This window comes from Streptomyces sp. NBC_01171, from assembly GCF_045039805.1.
Lineage (GTDB): Bacteria > Actinomycetota > Actinomycetes > Streptomycetales > Streptomycetaceae > Streptomyces.
On sequence record NZ_CP108609.1, the window covers coordinates 2,118,954 to 2,133,643 of the forward strand.

The following is a 14,690-nucleotide window of genomic DNA, read 5'->3' on the forward strand; positions in this document are numbered from 1 at the left end:
GCCGTCAATTCGCCACCTCGAGGTCGGGTACGACCTTGCGCAGCTCCTCCGGGGAGATGGCGCCCTGGCGCAGCAGCACCGGCACCGGGCCGGAGACGTCCACGATGGACGAGGGCACGTTGCCCGGGGTGGGGCCGCCGTCGAGGTAGACGGAGACGGAGTCGCCGAGCATGCCCTGGGCGTCGTCGCAGGTCTCCGGGGCGGGGTGGCCGGTGAGGTTGCCGGAGGAGACGGCCATCGGGCCGACCTCGGTGAGCAGCTCGATGGCGACCGGGTGCAGCGGCATGCGCACGGCGACCGTGCCGCGGGTGTCGCCGAGGTCCCACTGGAGGGACGGCTGGTGCCGGGCGACCAGGGTGAGGGCGCCGGGCCAGAAGGCGTCGACGAGTTCCCAGGCCAGCTCGGAGAAGTCGGTGACCAGGCCGTGCAGGGTGTTCGGGGAGCCGATGAGCACGGGGGTGGGCATGTTGCGGCCCCGGCCCTTGGCGGCGAGCAGGTCGGCGACGGCTTCCGAGGAGAACGCGTCGGCGCCGATGCCGTAGACCGTGTCGGTCGGCAGCACCACCAGTTCGCCCCGGCGCACGGCGGCGGCTGCCTCGCGCAGGCCCGTCACGCGGTCGGTGGCGTCATTGGTGTCGTATCGCCGTGCCATGTCTAGCGGGCCTCCTCGTACACGTAACTCTGGAAGTGGTTCTGCGCGGTGGTCACAGCGTCGCCTTGCGGGCCGTGGCGAACCGGGGGCGGTTGTTGAGGTCGGGGTGGTCGGCCGCGTCGGCCCAGCCCCGCTCCTCGGTGAAGATCCACGGCACCTGGCCGCCCTGGGTGTCGGCGTGCTCGATGACGACGACCCCCCCGGGGCGCAGCAGCCGGTGCGCGGTGCGCTCGATGCCCCGGATCAGGTCGAGCCCGTCCTCGCCGGAGAACAGCGCCAGCTCGGGGTCGTAGTCGCGGGCCTCGGGCGCGACGTACTCCCACTCGGTGAGCGGGATGTACGGCGGGTTGGAGATGACCAGGTCGACCTGGCCGTCCAGGTCCGGGAAGGCGGACAGGGCGTCGCCCTGGCGCAGGTCGACGCGGGAGCCCTCGACGTTCTTGCGGGTCCACCGCAGGGCGTCCTCGGACAGCTCCACGGCGTGCACCCGCGAGCGCGGCACCTCCTGGGCGAGGGCCAGCGCGATGGCGCCGGAGCCGGTGCACAGGTCGACGATGCTGGGCTCGACGACGTCCATGGCGCGTACCGCGTCTATCGCCCAGCCGACCACCGACTCGGTCTCCGGCCGGGGCACGAAGACCCCGGGGCCCACCTGGAGCTCCAGATAGCGGAAGTAGGCCCGCCCGGTGATGTGCTGGAGCGGCTCGCGCTGCTCGCGGCGGGCGATGACCTCCCAGTACCGGGCGTCGAAGTCGGAGTCCTTCACGGTGTGCAGGGCGCCGCGCTTGACGGCGTGCACGAAGGCGGCCAGCTCCTCGGCGTCGGTGCGCGGGGAGGGCACTCCGGCGTCGGCCAGCCGCTGGGTGGCCTGGGCCACCTCCGCGAGCAGCACGCTGCGGGGGCTCGGGGGTCGCCCCCCGAAGTCTTGCTGCACGCTTCTCCTCCGGTCCTCGTGCGTGGTCCTGCCTGGCCTTGCTGGGCGGTGCCGCTTGCTGACGCGTCCTACGCGTTCGCGAGCTTCGCCGCCGAGTCGGCGTCGACGCACGCCTGGATCAGCGCGCTCAGCTCGCCGTCGAGCACCTGGTCCAAGTTGTACGCCTTGAAGCCGACGCGGTGGTCGGAGATGCGGTTCTCCGGGAAGTTGTACGTGCGGATCTTCTCGGAGCGGTCCACGGTGCGCACCTGGCTGCGGCGGGCGTCGGCGGCCTCCGCCTCGGCCTTCTCCTGGGCGGCGGCGAGCAGCCGGGAGCGCAGGATGCGCAGGGCCTGCTCCTTGTTCTGGAGCTGGCTCTTCTCGTTCTGGCAGGAGGCGACCACACCGGTGGGCAGGTGGGTGATGCGCACGGCGGAGTCGGTGGTGTTGACCGACTGACCGCCGGGGCCGGAGGACCGGTAGACGTCGATCCGCAGGTCGCTGGGGTTGATCTCGACGTCGACCTCCTCGGCCTCGGGGGTGACGAGGACACCGGCGGCGGAGGTGTGGATGCGGCCCTGGGACTCGGTGGCGGGCACGCGCTGCACGCGGTGCACCCCGCCCTCGTACTTCAGACGGGCCCACACGCCCTGGCCGGGCTCGGTCGCGCCCTGGCCACCCTTGGTCTTCACGGCGACCTGGACGTCCTTGTAGCCGCCCAGCTCGGACTCGGTGGCGTCGATGATCTCGGTCTTCCAGCCGACCCGCTCGGCGTAGCGCAGGTACATGCGCAGGAGGTCACCGGCGAACAGGGCGGACTCGTCGCCGCCCGCGCCGGCCTTGATCTCCAGGATGACGTCCTTGTCGTCGTTCGGGTCGCGCGGGACCAGCAGCAGCCGGAGCTTCTCGGTGAGCTCCTCGCGCTGCTTCTCCAGCTCCTTGACCTCGGCGACGAAGTCGGGGTCGTCGGCCGCCAGTTCACGGGCGGTCTCGATGTCGTCCCCGGACTGCTTCCAGGAGCGGAAGGTGGCCACGATCGGGGACAGCTCGGCATAGCGCTTGTTCAGCTTGCGGGCGTGTGCCTGGTCGGCGTGGACCGACGGGTCGGCGAGCTTGTGCTCCAGATCGGCGTGCTCGGCGACGAGTTCCTCGACTGCCTCGAACATCTTTCGGCTCCTGTACTGCGGGTGAAGGGCTGGCGGGCGACCAAAAACGCCGGTCCGTGGTCACGCCCCTCGCGGGGCGCGACCGTGGACCGGCGGTTCGGGGGCTCGCTACTTCTTGGAGCCGGAAGCCTTGCCGAAGCGGGCCTCGAAGCGGGCCACGCGGCCACCGGTGTCGAGGATCTTCTGCTTGCCCGTGTAGAACGGGTGGCACTCGGAGCAGACCTCGGCACGGATGGTGCCGGAGTCGATGGTGCTCCGCGTGGTGAACGAGGCGCCACAGGTGCAGCTCACCTGGGTCTCGAAGTACTCGGGGTGGATGTCGCGCTTCAAGGTGTCTCCTAGGTTCCGGGAGGGCGCCGGGTCGCCACCGCGGGAATGCGGGTGCGTGAACCGGAGCCGACGTACCAGTCTGCCAGGACTGGCGCCATCCCCCAAAACCGGGGGTGGGGCTGTTCTATTCCCATGAGCCCGCAGGGTGGCTTCAGGGGGCGACGATGCCCTTGGCTCCGCCGGTGGCCGAGTCCGCGGTCGCGGAGTCCGGGACCGGCTGGTCGTTCTTCAGCGCCGTCCAGATCTGCCGGGCCTTGCTCCGCTCCAGCAGCACCCGGTTGGGGTCGGCGGGGTCGTACTGCACGGGCATGGTGACCATGTGCATCCCGGAGGCGCTGATGCCCTTGAGGCCGCCCGCGAAGTCCGCGAGGGAGTTGACCGAGCCGAGGTCGGAGTCGGTGGTGACGGTCCGGGTCGCGGTGTCGGCGAGGTCGTACAGCTTCTTGGGGTTGCTCAGCGCGCCGACCTGCTTGGTCTGGGCGATGAGGGCCTTCACGAACGCCTGCTGGAGCTGGATGCGGCCGAGGTCGGAGCCGTCGCCGACGCCGTGCCGGGTGCGCACCAGGCCGAGCGCCTGCGCGCCGTCGAGGGTGTGCGTGCCGGCCGTCAGGTTCAGATGGCTGTCCGGGTCCTTGATGGCGCGGGTGGTGGTGACGCGTACGCCGCCGAGGTCGTCGACGAGGCGCTGGAAGCCCGCGAAGTCGACCTCCAGGTAGTGGTCCATGCGGATGCCGCTGAGCGACTCGACGGTTCTGACCGCGCAGGGCGCGCCGCCGGTGGCGTAGGCCGAGTTGAACATGACGTTCTTCGCCGCCGGATACGTGTGACCCTTGGTGTCGGCGCAGGCGGGGCGGTCGATGAGGGTGTCGCGCGGAATGGAGACCACGGACGCCTTCTTGTGGCCCTTGTAGAGGTGGACGATCATCGCGGTGTCGGAGCGGGCGCCGCTGTCGGCCGCGCCGCCGCCGATCTTCCGGTTGGCGCCGTCCCGGGTGTCGGAGCCGAGGACCAGAATGTTCTGGGAGCCGTTGTCGGCCTTGGCGGGCCGGTCGCGGCCGAGGACCTGGTTGATGTCGATGCTGCGGATGTTGCCGTTCAGCTTGAAGTAGACGTACCCGGCGCCGGCACCGGCCAGCACGACCACGCCCGCGGCCGTCCATGCCGTGGCGAGCAGGGCCTTGCGGCCCGTGCTGCGGGGCTTGCGGCGGCGCCCCTTGCCCCGGGGACGGGGGCCGTCTCCGGTCTCCGGTATGCCGGGCTCCGGCGTGCTCTCGGTGGACACTGCGCTCCTAGGTCTCGTCCGTTCGGTTACCCCCTGCGTTCAGGGTCGGGAGCGGTCATCACCACTCCATCGTCGCTCCACCTGGTAGGACAGGGAAACTCGGGACAGGCTCGCACAAAGCGCTGCGCCGCCTGGTGGGGCAGTGGTCACCCTCCGTCATCGAGACACCGGGCCGTCTCCCCGTTCACCTGCGCTTTCTCGTAAGGGGCCGTACCACGCCAAGTCGGTACCGAACGTCACACCTGTGGCAAAGGTCTCGCGGGAGTGCCCGGCGCGCAATCGGCGCGCAAAAGGGGCCGCCCCCGTCGCGTGTGCGGCGGGGGCGGCCCGAAGGTCCGAAGCGGGTGGCTCAGCGGGGCTCAGTCACCGTTGCCGGGAGCCGGCGTCGTCTTCTGGATCTGGGTGAGGAACTCGATGTTCGACTTGGTCTGCTTCATCTTGTCGAGCAGCAGCTCGATCGCCTGCTGCTGGTCGAGCGCGTGCAGCACGCGACGCAGCTTCCAGGTGATCGCCAGCTCCTCGCTGCCGAGCAGGATCTCTTCCTTACGGGTACCGGACGCGTCGACGTCCACCGCCGGGAAGATGCGCTTGTCGGCGAGCTTCCGGTCGAGCTTGAGCTCCATGTTGCCGGTGCCCTTGAACTCCTCGAAGATCACCTCGTCCATGCGGGACCCGGTGTCGACGAGCGCGGTGGCGAGGATGGTCAGCGAGCCGCCGTCCTCGATGTTGCGCGCGGCACCGAAGAAGCGCTTGGGCGGGTAGAGCGCCGTGGAGTCGACACCACCGGAGAGGATGCGGCCCGACGCCGGGGCGGCGAGGTTGTACGCACGGCCCAGACGCGTGATCGAGTCGAGCAGCACGACCACGTCGTGACCCAGCTCCACCAGGCGCTTGGCGCGCTCGATGGCCAGCTCGGCGACGGTGGTGTGGTCCTCGGCCGGGCGGTCGAAGGTGGAGGAGATGACCTCGCCCTTCACCGACCGCTGCATGTCGGTGACCTCTTCCGGACGCTCGTCGACCAGGACGACCATCAGGTGGCACTCGGGGTTGTTGTGCGTGATCGCGTTGGCGACCGCCTGCATGATCATGGTCTTACCGGTCTTCGGCGGGGCCACGATCAGACCGCGCTGGCCCTTGCCGATCGGCGACACGAGGTCGATGATCCGGGTTGTCAGCACGCCGGACTCGGACTCCAGACGGAGCCGGTCCTGCGGGTACAGCGGCGTCAGCTTGTTGAACTCCGGCCGCCCACGGCCGTGTTCGGGCGCCATGCCGTTGACGGAGTCGAGGCGGACCAGCGCGTTGAACTTCTCGCGGCGCTCACCCTCCTTCGGCTGGCGGACCGCGCCGGTGATGTGGTCGCCCTTGCGCAGACCGTTCTTGCGGACCTGGGCGAGGGAGACGTACACGTCGTTCGGGCCCGGCAGGTAGCCGGAGGTGCGGATGAACGCGTAGCTGTCGAGGATGTCCAGGATGCCCGCGACGGGGATCAGGACGTCGTCCTCGTTGACCTGCGGCTCGGCGATCTCGTCGCGGCCACGGCGGCCCCGGCGGTCGCGGTAGCGGCCGCGACGGCCCCGGCGGCCGCCCTCGAAGTCGTCGTCGTCCTGCTGCTGACGGTCGCGGTCCTGCCGGTCCTGGCGACCGCCCTGCTGCTGGCCCTGCTGGCGGTCCTGACGACCGCCGCCCTGCTGGTCGTCGCCCTTGCCACGGCGGTCGCGGTCACGGCCGCCCCGGTCACGGTCGCGGTCCCGGCGGTCGCGGCGACCGCGGCCCTCGACGTCGTCGGCCTTGCCGTCGGCCTGCGGCTGCTGCTGGGCGTCGCCCTTCGGCTCGCTCTTCTCGACCTTGGTCTCGGTGGACTCGGCGGCGGCCGGGCTGCCCGCGTCGGCGGTGGCACGACGGCGGCGGCGCTCGTTCGGCGCGTCCTCGCGCTCGCCCTCGCCCGAGCGGGCGGGGCCGCCGGCCGGCTGGCCGGGGATGTCGATCTGGGCGGCCTTCTCGGCGGCCGGCTGCGCGGCCTTCTCCGCCTTCGCCTCACCGGCGGCCTCACCCGTACGGGCCTTGGAGGTGGCGCGGCGCTTGGGCTTGGTCTCCTCGGCGGCCTCGGCCTTGGGGGCGCTTCCCCCGGCCTGGGCCTCCTTGATGACCTCGATCAACTGGCTCTTGCGCATCCGCGCGGTGCCCCTGATGCCGAGGCCCGAGGCGACCTGCTGGAGCTCGGCCAGCACCATGCCCTCGAGGCCGGTACCACGGCGCCGCCGGGAGCCGGCACCGGTGGCAGGCGCGGAGTCCGTGGCGGGCGCGGCAGCGGTCTCCTCGACACGTGCGCCCATCAGATCGGTGGTGTCGCTCACGAAGGGTCCTTCCCTGGAGCGGACGTCGGCCTGTCTGGCTCGGCGACCGGTTGTGCTGTCCGGCATCGGTGCCATTCGGAAGTACCGAGCCGGGGCGGTGGTCCGCCATGAAGCGGCGGAAGAGGATTTCTGGTGATGGCGCTCCCGCGAGCCGTGACACCTGGTGTCACATGGCGCGGCGGCGCCGATTCCGGAGCGTGCCCGCTGACTCGCTCAGTGCTGCCCCACGACGTACTGCCCAGGTACGGCGCACGGAACACGGAGTGGCTTGGGAGGCTCCCGGAAGAATGTCTGTCCCTGACGGGGACACGAAGCACCGCGCCATGGTGGGGTCGGGTGCAGACTTGAGATTAACACTACCGGATGCAACAAACATTCCCCCTCTCCAAATCCGGCAACCGGGTGTCAGGGCGCAAGCGGCAGCACGCTCGCTCCCTGTGTGTCGAGGCTCAGCCGGTTGGCCGCCCAGTCGGCGCCCGCGAGGGCCTGCACCTTGTCGGCGGTGGCCTCGTCGGTGAGCGCCATGACGGTGGGCCCGGCACCGGAGATGACGGCGGCCACGCCGTCCGCGCGCAGCCGCTCCACCAGTGCGGCGCTCTCCGGCATGGCGGGGGCGCGGTACTCCTGGTGCAGCCGGTCCTCGGTGGCGGGCAGCAGCAGCTCGGGGCGCCGGGTGAGGGCCTCGACGAGCAGTGCGGCACGGCCCGCGTTGGCGGCGGCGTCGACGTGCGGGACGGTGCGCGGGAGCAGTCCGCGCGCGGTCTCGGTGAGCACGGGCTTCGCGGGCACGAAGACCACCGGGACGATGGAGGGGTGGGGCTCCGTCCGGATGGCGCGGGCGGCGCCCGACTCCAGCCAGGACAAGGTGAATCCGCCGAGCAGACAGGCCGCGACGTTGTCCGGGTGGCCCTCGATCTCGGTGGCCAGCTCCAGCAGCGCGGTGTCGTCGAGGCGGGACTCGCCGCCTATGGTCACCGCGCGCGCGGCGACGATCCCGGCGCAGATGGCGGCGGACGACGAACCGAGGCCCCGGCCGTGCGGGATGCGGTTGGCGCAGACGATCTCCAGCCCGCGCGGCTGTCCGCCCAGCAGGTCGAAGGCGGTGCGCAGGGCGCGTACGAGCAGATGGCGCTCGTCGCGCGGGAGTGTCTCGCCGCCCTCACCGGCGATGTCGATGTGCAGCCCGGAGTCGGCGACCCGGACGACCACGTCGTCGTACAGCCCCAGCGCGAGGCCCAGGGCGTCGAAGCCCGGACCGAGGTTGGCGCTGGTGGCGGGGGTGCGCACCCGGACGGCGGCGGCGCGGAAGGCGGGACCGGCCATCGCTCGAAGTCTCTCCTTGAGCTGCGTGACGGACGTGACTGCCGAATGGCCCGCGAGGGGCATCCGGTGCGGACACTCGATGACGTACGGAAACCCGTCGGGCCGCCTGAGTCGGCGGCACCGTGCCACACGCGTGGGCATGTGCGGTGGGCGGGTTGCCCCCAGCCTATCGAAGGAAGGTTCCGCCGCGACATAGGGCGCACAGGAGGCGCACGATGCGTGTCGCAAGCCCCCTGTGCACCCTCTCGGGCCGGGCGTCAGGCGAGGCCGAGCCGCTCGGCCGCGACGGCCGAGTCGACCGGCACGGTGACCGGCTGCGGGGCGCCGGCCACGGCCCAGTCGGGGTCCTTCAGGCCGTTGCCGGTGACGGTGCACACGATGGTCTGGCCGGGGTCGACCTTGCCCTGCTCGGCGGCCTTGAGCAGTCCGGCCACCGAGGCGGCGGAGGCGGGCTCCACGAAGACGCCCTCCTGCGCGGCCAACAGCCGGTAGGCGCGCAGGATCTCACGGTCCGTCACCTCGTCGATGTGACCGCCGGATTCGTCCCGCGCGGCCAGCGCGTAGCTCCAGGAGGCGGGGTTGCCGATCCGGATGGCGGTGGCCACGGTGGAGGGGTCCTTGACGATCTCGCCGCGCACGATGGGCGCGCTGCCCGACGCCTGGTAGCCCCACATGCGCGGGGTACGGGTGGCCGGGCCGTCGGCGGCGTACTCCCGGTAGCCCTTCCAGTAGGCCGTGATGTTGCCCGCGTTGCCGACCGGGAGGACGTGGATGTCGGGGGCGTCGCCCAGCATGTCCACGATCTCGAAGGCGGCCGTCTTCTGGCCCTCGATGCGCACCGGGTTGACCGAATTGACCAGCGCCACCGGGTAGTTGTCGCTCAGGGCACGCGCGAGGTCGAGACAGTCGTCGAAGTTCCCGGCGACCTGGAGGATCTTCGCGCCGTGCACGAGGGCCTGGCCCATCTTGCCGAGCGCGATCTTGCCCTGCGGGACGAGCACCGCCGAGACCATGCCCGCGCGCACCGCGTAGGCGGCGGCCGAGGCGGAGGTGTTGCCGGTGGAGGCGCAGATGACCGCCTTGGCGCCCTCCTCCTTGGCCCGCGTGATGGCCATGGTCATGCCCCGGTCCTTGAAGGAGCCGGTGGGGTTGGCCCCCTCCACCTTGAGGTGGACCGCGCAGCCCGTGCGCTCGGAGAGCACCTGCGCGGGCACGAGAGGCGTGCCGCCCTCGCGGAGCGACACGACCGGCGTGCTGTCGGTGACCGGCAGCCGGTCCCGGTACTCCTCGATGATTCCGCGCCACTGGTGGGTCATTGCCGCTTACTCCCCTTCAACCCGCATGATGCTGGCGACACCCCGCACGGTGTCGAGCTTGCGCAGCGCCTCCACGGTCCCGGTGAGGGACGCGTCGGAGGCCCGGTGGGTGACGACGACGAGAGACGCCTCGCCGTCCTTCCCCTGCTGCCTGACCGTATCGATGGACACCCCGTGCTCGGCGAAGACCGTGGCGACCTGGGCGAGGACACCCGGTTTGTCGGCGACGTCGAGGCTGATGTGGTACCGCGTGACGACGTCCCCCATCGGCGAGACGGGCAGCGCCGCGTACGCCGATTCGCCGGGCCCCGTCGCGCCGCCCAGGCGGTTGCGGCACACGGCGACGAGGTCGCCGAGGACCGCGGAGGCGGTGGGCGCGCCACCGGCGCCGGGGCCGTAGAACATGAGCTGCCCGGCCGCGTCGGACTCCACGAACACCGCGTTGTACGCGCCGCGCACCGAGGCCAGCGGGTGGCTCAGCGGGATCATCGCGGGGTGGACGCGGGCGGTGACCGAGGCGCCGTCCTTGGCCCGCTCGCAGATGGCGAGCAGCTTGATGGTGCAGCCCATCTCCCGCGCCGAGCGGAAGTCGGACGCGGTGACCTCGGTCATGCCCTCGCGGTGCACGTCGTCGAGGCGGACGCGGGTGTGGAAGGCGATCCCGGCCAGGATGGCGGCCTTGGCGGCGGCGTCGAAGCCCTCGACGTCGGCGGTGGGGTCGGCCTCGGCGTACCCGAGCACGGTGGCCTCGTCCAGGGCCTCCTGGTAGCCGGCGCCGGTGGAGTCCATCTTGTCGAGGATGAAGTTGGTGGTGCCGTTGACGATGCCGAGCACGCGGTTGACCTTGTCGCCGGCGAGGGACTCGCGCAGCGGGCGGATCAGCGGGATGGCACCGGCGACGGCGGCCTCGTAGTAGAGGTCCCGGCCGTGCTCCTCGGCGGCGGCGTGCAGGGCGGCGCCGTCCTGGGCGAGCAGGGCCTTGTTGGCCGAGACGACGGACGCGCCGTGCTCCAGCGCGGTGGTGATGAGGGTGCGGGCGGGCTCGATGCCGCCGATGACCTCCACCACCACGTCGATGTCACCGCGTTTGACCAGGGCGGTCGCGTCGGTGGTGACGAGCGCGGGGTCGATCCCGGCGCGCACCTTCGAGGGGCGCCGTACGGCGACCCCGGCCAGTTCGACCGGGGCGCCGATGCGGGCGGCGAGGTCGTCGGCGTGCGTCGTCATGATGCGCGCCACCTCGGAGCCGACCACTCCACAGCCCAGCAGCGCCACCTTCAGCGGACGCGTACGCATCATCCGACCTCGTTTCCTCTCACCGTCTACGGTCTGACCAGTCTCACTCACCGGATGGGGCTTTCCGCCTTTCGTCCGGATCGTGAGACATCTGTTTCGTGTTCCCGGAACGGGGCCGCGGGCGGCCCCGCGGGGCTCAGCCGACGTCGAGCCGGAGCAGGTCCTCCTCCGTCTCGCGCCGGACGATCACCCGCGCCTCGCCGTCGCCGACCGCGACGACCGGCGGACGCAGGACGTGGTTGTAGTTGCTCGCCATGGACCGGCAGTAGGCGCCCGTGGCCGGTACGGCGATCAGGTCGCCCGGCGCCAGGTCGGCGGGGAGGAAGGCGTCCTTGACCACGATGTCCCCGCTCTCGCAGTGCTTGCCGACGACGCGGGTGAGCATGGGCTCGGCGTCGCTGGTCCGCGAGACGAGGGCGACGCTGTACTCGGCGTCGTACAGCGCGGTGCGGATGTTGTCCGACATCCCGCCGTCCACGGAGACGTAGGTGCGCAGCCCGTCGAGCGGCTTGACGGTGCCGACCTCGTACAGCGTGAACGCGGTCGGTCCCACGATGGCGCGGCCGGGCTCGACGGAGATACGGGGGACGCGCAGCCGGGCCGCCTCGCACTCACGGGTGACGATCTCGGTGAGCGACTTGGCGATCTCGTGCGGCTCGCGGGGGTCGTCGGAGCTGGTGTAGGCGATGCCGAGGCCGCCGCCGAGGTCGATCTCGGGCAGCTCGACTCCGTGCTCGTCGCGGATGTCCTTCAGCAGGCCGACCACGCGGTGCGCGGCGACCTCGAAGCCGGACATGTCGAAGATCTGCGAGCCGATGTGGCTGTGGATGCCGATGAGTTCGAGCCCGTCGAGGGTGAGGGCGCGCCGTACGGCCTCCGCGGCCTGGCCGCCCGCGAGCGGGATGCCGAACTTCTGGTCCTCGTGCGCGGTGGCGATGAACTCGTGGGTGTGCGCCTCGACGCCGACGGTGATGCGGATCTGCGCCTTCTGCCGCTTGCCGAGCCCCTGCGCGATGTGCGCGACACGGGCGATCTCCTGGAAGGAGTCGAGCACGATCCGGCCGACGCCGGCCTCGACGGCGCGGGTGATCTCCTCGACGGACTTGTTGTTGCCGTGGAAGGCGATGCGGGCGGGGTCCATCCCGGCGGACAGCGCGGTGGCCAGTTCGCCGCCGGAGCAGACGTCGAGGTTGAGCCCCTCCTCGTCGAGCCAGCGCACGACGGCGCGGGAGAGGAACGCCTTGCCCGCGTAGAACACGTCGGCGTCGCTGCCGAACGCGGTGCGCCAGGCGCGGGCCCGGGCCCGGAAGTCGGACTCGTCGAGGATGTACGCGGGCGTGCCGAACTCCTCCGCGAGCTCGGTCACGGTGCGGCCGCCGACGGTGAGGACACCGTCCCCGTCCCGGTTCACGGTCCGGGCCCACACCTTGGGGTCGAGGGCGTTGAGGTCGGCCGGCGGGGCCGAGTAGTGCCCCTCGGGCAGCACATCGGCGTGACGGGGCCCGGCGGGGTGGGCGGAACGGCTCATGAGTGGCTCTCTGTTCTCAGAGGTGTTCGGGTGCGTCGATGCCGAGCAGGGACAGGCCACCGGCAAGCACCACTCCGGCGGCTTCGGCAAGCGCCAGCCGGGCGCGATGGGCGGCCGTGGGTTTCTCCTCCCCGACGGGGAGAACCTCCGGCAGGAGGGGGAGGAGCGCGTCGGCGACGGTGAGGAGGTGCCGGGCGAGGCGGTCGGGGGCGTGGGTGGTGGCGGCGGCTCGGAGGATGCGGGGGTGGTCGGCCAGGGGGGTCTGGAGGGGGTGGGGGCGGCTCGGGTCGTGGGCACCGGAACTCGCCGTACCCACGTGTCCGGCCGGGCCCAGCTCCCCCGGTTCCGCCGTGAAGCCCAGGTCGTGGGCGTTGCGGACGAGGGCGCGTACGCGGGCGTGGGCGTAACGGATACGGAAGAGGGGGTTGATCTCGCGCTGGACGAGGTGGTCGGCGGTGATCCGCGGCCGGTCGTGCGGGGCGGGGTGGAGCAGGGCCCAGCGGGCGGCGTCGGGACCGAGCGGCGCGGGGTCCTCGGGCGCGGGCACGGGCACGGGCCGCAGCGTGACGGGCTCGCCGTGCTCGATCTCCGCCCGGCCGCCCTGGGTGGCGACGATCCGCGCGACGGCGTCGGCGACGACCTCGGCGCGCACCTCGTACGGCACGCGCAGTACGACGGTCTGCCCGGCGAGGGCGTCCCCGTGCCCGTACTCCGTACCGCGCGCGCGGATCTCGCGGACGAGCCCGGTGAGCAGGTCGTCGCGGGCACGGAGGCTGATGTTGAGGAACCCCGGCCCGGTGACGACGACGTCGCGTACCCCCTCGGCGCCGAGGAGCCGCGCGCGCAGGATGTCGGCGACGCGCAGCGGGGGCTGGGCGGCGGGGCGGGCGAGGCGGAGGGCGACGTTGGTGGCGAAGTCACCGCAGCCGCCGGGGCCGGGCTCGGTGAGGGTGACCCGCTCCGGCGGAGCCACGTCCAGCTCCCCCGCGTCCACGGCACGGCACACCGCGTCCAGGACGGTACGGGACAGCTCGGCGGGGGTCACGGGACAAGCCTAGGGGAGGCGGGACGGCGGGCGGAGACGGGTGGCTAGCCGCCGAAGCAGACCCCGTCGCGCCGGTCGCTCCGCTCCAGCAGCCCCTTGACCAGGCGAACCAGCTCGTCGGGCTCGAAGGGCTTGGGCAGGAACGCGTCGACGCCGGCGTCGAGCCCGCTCTCCACCTCGTACTGCGTGCACGCGCTGATGATGGCGAGCGGGAGGTCGCGGGTACGGGGGTCGGCCCGGAGGCGGGCGGCGGTACTGAGCCCGTCGAGACGGGGCATGACGACGTCGAGCGTGATCACGTGGGGGCGCACATGGTGCACCACGTCGAGACACTCGGCACCATCGACCGCGGTCACCACCTCAAGCCCTTCCAGCTCGAGGTTGACCTTGATCAGCTGCCGGATGCCCTTGCTGTCATCCACAACAAGCACCCGGCCGGACGCGCCTGACACAACTCGAGAGTAGGTCGGGGCGGGGGGTGGCGTCCCGGTTTTCCGGAGTTCTCGCTCTGACGGGTGGTGGTGGGATTTGGGTGGACGCGGGGTCGCTCCGCTGTGGGGGGGTGGGTGCGGGGCGGGGACCACGGACACGGTGGGACGCCGTAGGGGTGGATGCCGGCCGGGGCCAGGCCGGGACCAGACCACGGACACGGTGAGTCTCGAATGGAGACCAGCCACGGCGGCGGCCGGACCAGCCCTGGGGCGAACCTGTGGATACGGAGAGACGCAGCGGGGAAACCCTGCTGAACCACGGGTGCCGGACGTACATCTCGCACGCAGCCGGGCTCCGACCAAGCTCCAGAAAAGAACCCTCCCCACGGTGGCCCCCGCAAGCCGACCCCGCCTGGGCAAACCCGTTCCTGATCACCCCGCAAGACCTGCTAGGGTTCTACCCGTCGCCGCAAGCGCCCAGCGCAACGCCCGACACGCCCCCGTAGCTCAGGGGATAGAGCAACGGCCTCCGGAGCCGTGTGCGCAGGTTCGAATCCTGCCGGGGGCACACTGTGTAAGTGCGCCCAAGACCCCGTCACCAGCGGAAACGCTGAGGCCGGGGTCTTCGCGTATGTGCAGGCGTGTGCCGCCCGGAGCGGCCGTATGCCAGGGTCTGTGGACGAGGCGTGGACGGGATCTTGACGCGTCTGCCCAGGTCAGCGCCGGCAAACGGCAAGGCCCCCGGACAAGGCCAGGGGCCTGACGATCGGTTCATCGGCGGTGCCCTGCCGTAGCCGATCTCGATCGGCCGACCGTCGCGGTAGAGCACAGTGCAGTGGCCGCGCCCTGAGGGCAAAAAACAGTCCCCAGTAGTACTGCGCGTGTCCTGAAACTTCAGTCGTCACTGTCGTCTCGGTATCGCGCCGGCTTGCTGGGGGCCTGAACCATATCCTGTCCAAGTCACTTCGCCGACTAGACGTCTTGATCGACTTTGCAACTCTTTCGGTGTTATGGGCTACTAACTACGATGCTCACTAGGCGCCATAAGTCA

General features: G+C 71.4%; 12 protein-coding genes and 1 tRNA gene. 1 reads left to right on the forward strand and 12 read right to left on the reverse strand.

What is annotated here, in order from left to right; all coding sequences use genetic code 11:
* Positions 1–4: 4 nt before the first annotated feature.
* The 12 genes from OG448_RS09605 to OG448_RS09660 all read right to left on the reverse strand — a co-directional run bounded on the left by OG448_RS09605 (position 5) and on the right by OG448_RS09660 (position 13,660).
* Positions 5–652, reverse strand: coding sequence for an L-threonylcarbamoyladenylate synthase (locus OG448_RS09605; RefSeq protein WP_405552778.1), 648 nt, complete (start codon positions 650–652; stop codon positions 5–7).
* 52 nt (positions 653–704) lie between these two features.
* Positions 705–1,544, reverse strand: coding sequence for a peptide chain release factor N(5)-glutamine methyltransferase (gene prmC, locus OG448_RS09610; protein ID WP_030815940.1), 840 nt, complete (start codon positions 1,542–1,544; stop codon positions 705–707).
* Between the two features lie 110 nt (positions 1,545–1,654).
* On the reverse strand, positions 1,655–2,731 hold the full coding sequence (prfA, locus tag OG448_RS09615) for a peptide chain release factor 1 (RefSeq protein WP_405552779.1): 1,077 nt from the start codon (positions 2,729–2,731) through the stop codon (positions 1,655–1,657).
* Positions 2,732–2,839: 108 nt separating this feature from the next.
* Positions 2,840–3,061, reverse strand: coding sequence for a 50S ribosomal protein L31 (gene rpmE, locus OG448_RS09620; RefSeq protein ID WP_391294400.1), 222 nt, complete (start codon positions 3,059–3,061; stop codon positions 2,840–2,842).
* Positions 3,062–3,212: 151 nt separating this feature from the next.
* Entirely contained in the window at positions 3,213–4,343 is a 1,131-nt protein-coding gene (locus OG448_RS09625; protein WP_405552781.1) for an LCP family protein, read from the reverse strand.
* A gap of 359 nt (positions 4,344–4,702) precedes the next feature.
* Positions 4,703–6,700, reverse strand: coding sequence for a transcription termination factor Rho (gene rho, locus OG448_RS09630; protein ID WP_405552783.1), 1,998 nt, complete (start codon positions 6,698–6,700; stop codon positions 4,703–4,705).
* A 405-nt stretch (positions 6,701–7,105) separates the two neighbouring features.
* Positions 7,106–8,023 (reverse strand): homoserine kinase, encoded by a 918-nt coding sequence (gene thrB, locus OG448_RS09635; RefSeq protein WP_405552785.1) that lies wholly within the window; start codon positions 8,021–8,023, stop codon positions 7,106–7,108.
* Between the two features lie 257 nt (positions 8,024–8,280).
* Complete coding sequence (gene thrC / locus OG448_RS09640; protein ID WP_391294409.1) at positions 8,281–9,339, reverse strand: threonine synthase; 1,059 nt, start codon at positions 9,337–9,339, stop codon at positions 8,281–8,283.
* A gap of 6 nt (positions 9,340–9,345) precedes the next feature.
* Entirely contained in the window at positions 9,346–10,638 is a 1,293-nt protein-coding gene (locus OG448_RS09645; RefSeq protein ID WP_405552787.1) for a homoserine dehydrogenase, read from the reverse strand.
* A 133-nt stretch (positions 10,639–10,771) separates the two neighbouring features.
* The gene (lysA, locus tag OG448_RS09650; RefSeq protein WP_405552789.1) at positions 10,772–12,163 is read right to left on the reverse strand and encodes a diaminopimelate decarboxylase; all 1,392 of its coding nucleotides are present in this window, start codon (positions 12,161–12,163) and stop codon (positions 10,772–10,774) included.
* 16 nt (positions 12,164–12,179) lie between these two features.
* On the reverse strand, positions 12,180–13,208 hold the full coding sequence (gene nrtL / locus OG448_RS09655) for an ArgS-related anticodon-binding protein NrtL (protein ID WP_405552791.1): 1,029 nt from the start codon (positions 13,206–13,208) through the stop codon (positions 12,180–12,182).
* 44 nt (positions 13,209–13,252) lie between these two features.
* Positions 13,253–13,660, reverse strand: coding sequence for a response regulator (locus OG448_RS09660; protein WP_405552793.1), 408 nt, complete (start codon positions 13,658–13,660; stop codon positions 13,253–13,255).
* 475 nt (positions 13,661–14,135) lie between these two features.
* Between OG448_RS09660 and OG448_RS09665 the strand changes: the two genes are divergently transcribed.
* A tRNA-Arg gene (locus tag OG448_RS09665) sits at positions 14,136–14,207 on the forward strand.
* Positions 14,208–14,690 lie beyond the last annotated feature (483 nt).

Coding starts and splice junctions, on each gene's coding strand:
- OG448_RS09605 (WP_405552778.1), bottom strand. CDS start 652: ATGGCACGGCGATACGACACCAATGACGCCACCGACCGCGTGACGGGC.
- prfA (WP_405552779.1), bottom strand. CDS start 2,731: ATGTTCGAGGCAGTCGAGGAACTCGTCGCCGAGCACGCCGATCTGGAG.
- thrB (WP_405552785.1), bottom strand. CDS start 8,023: ATGGCCGGTCCCGCCTTCCGCGCCGCCGCCGTCCGGGTGCGCACCCCC.
- thrC (WP_391294409.1), bottom strand. CDS start 9,339: ATGACCCACCAGTGGCGCGGAATCATCGAGGAGTACCGGGACCGGCTG.
- OG448_RS09645 (WP_405552787.1), bottom strand. CDS start 10,638: ATGATGCGTACGCGTCCGCTGAAGGTGGCGCTGCTGGGCTGTGGAGTG.
- lysA (WP_405552789.1), bottom strand. CDS start 12,163: ATGAGCCGTTCCGCCCACCCCGCCGGGCCCCGTCACGCCGATGTGCTG.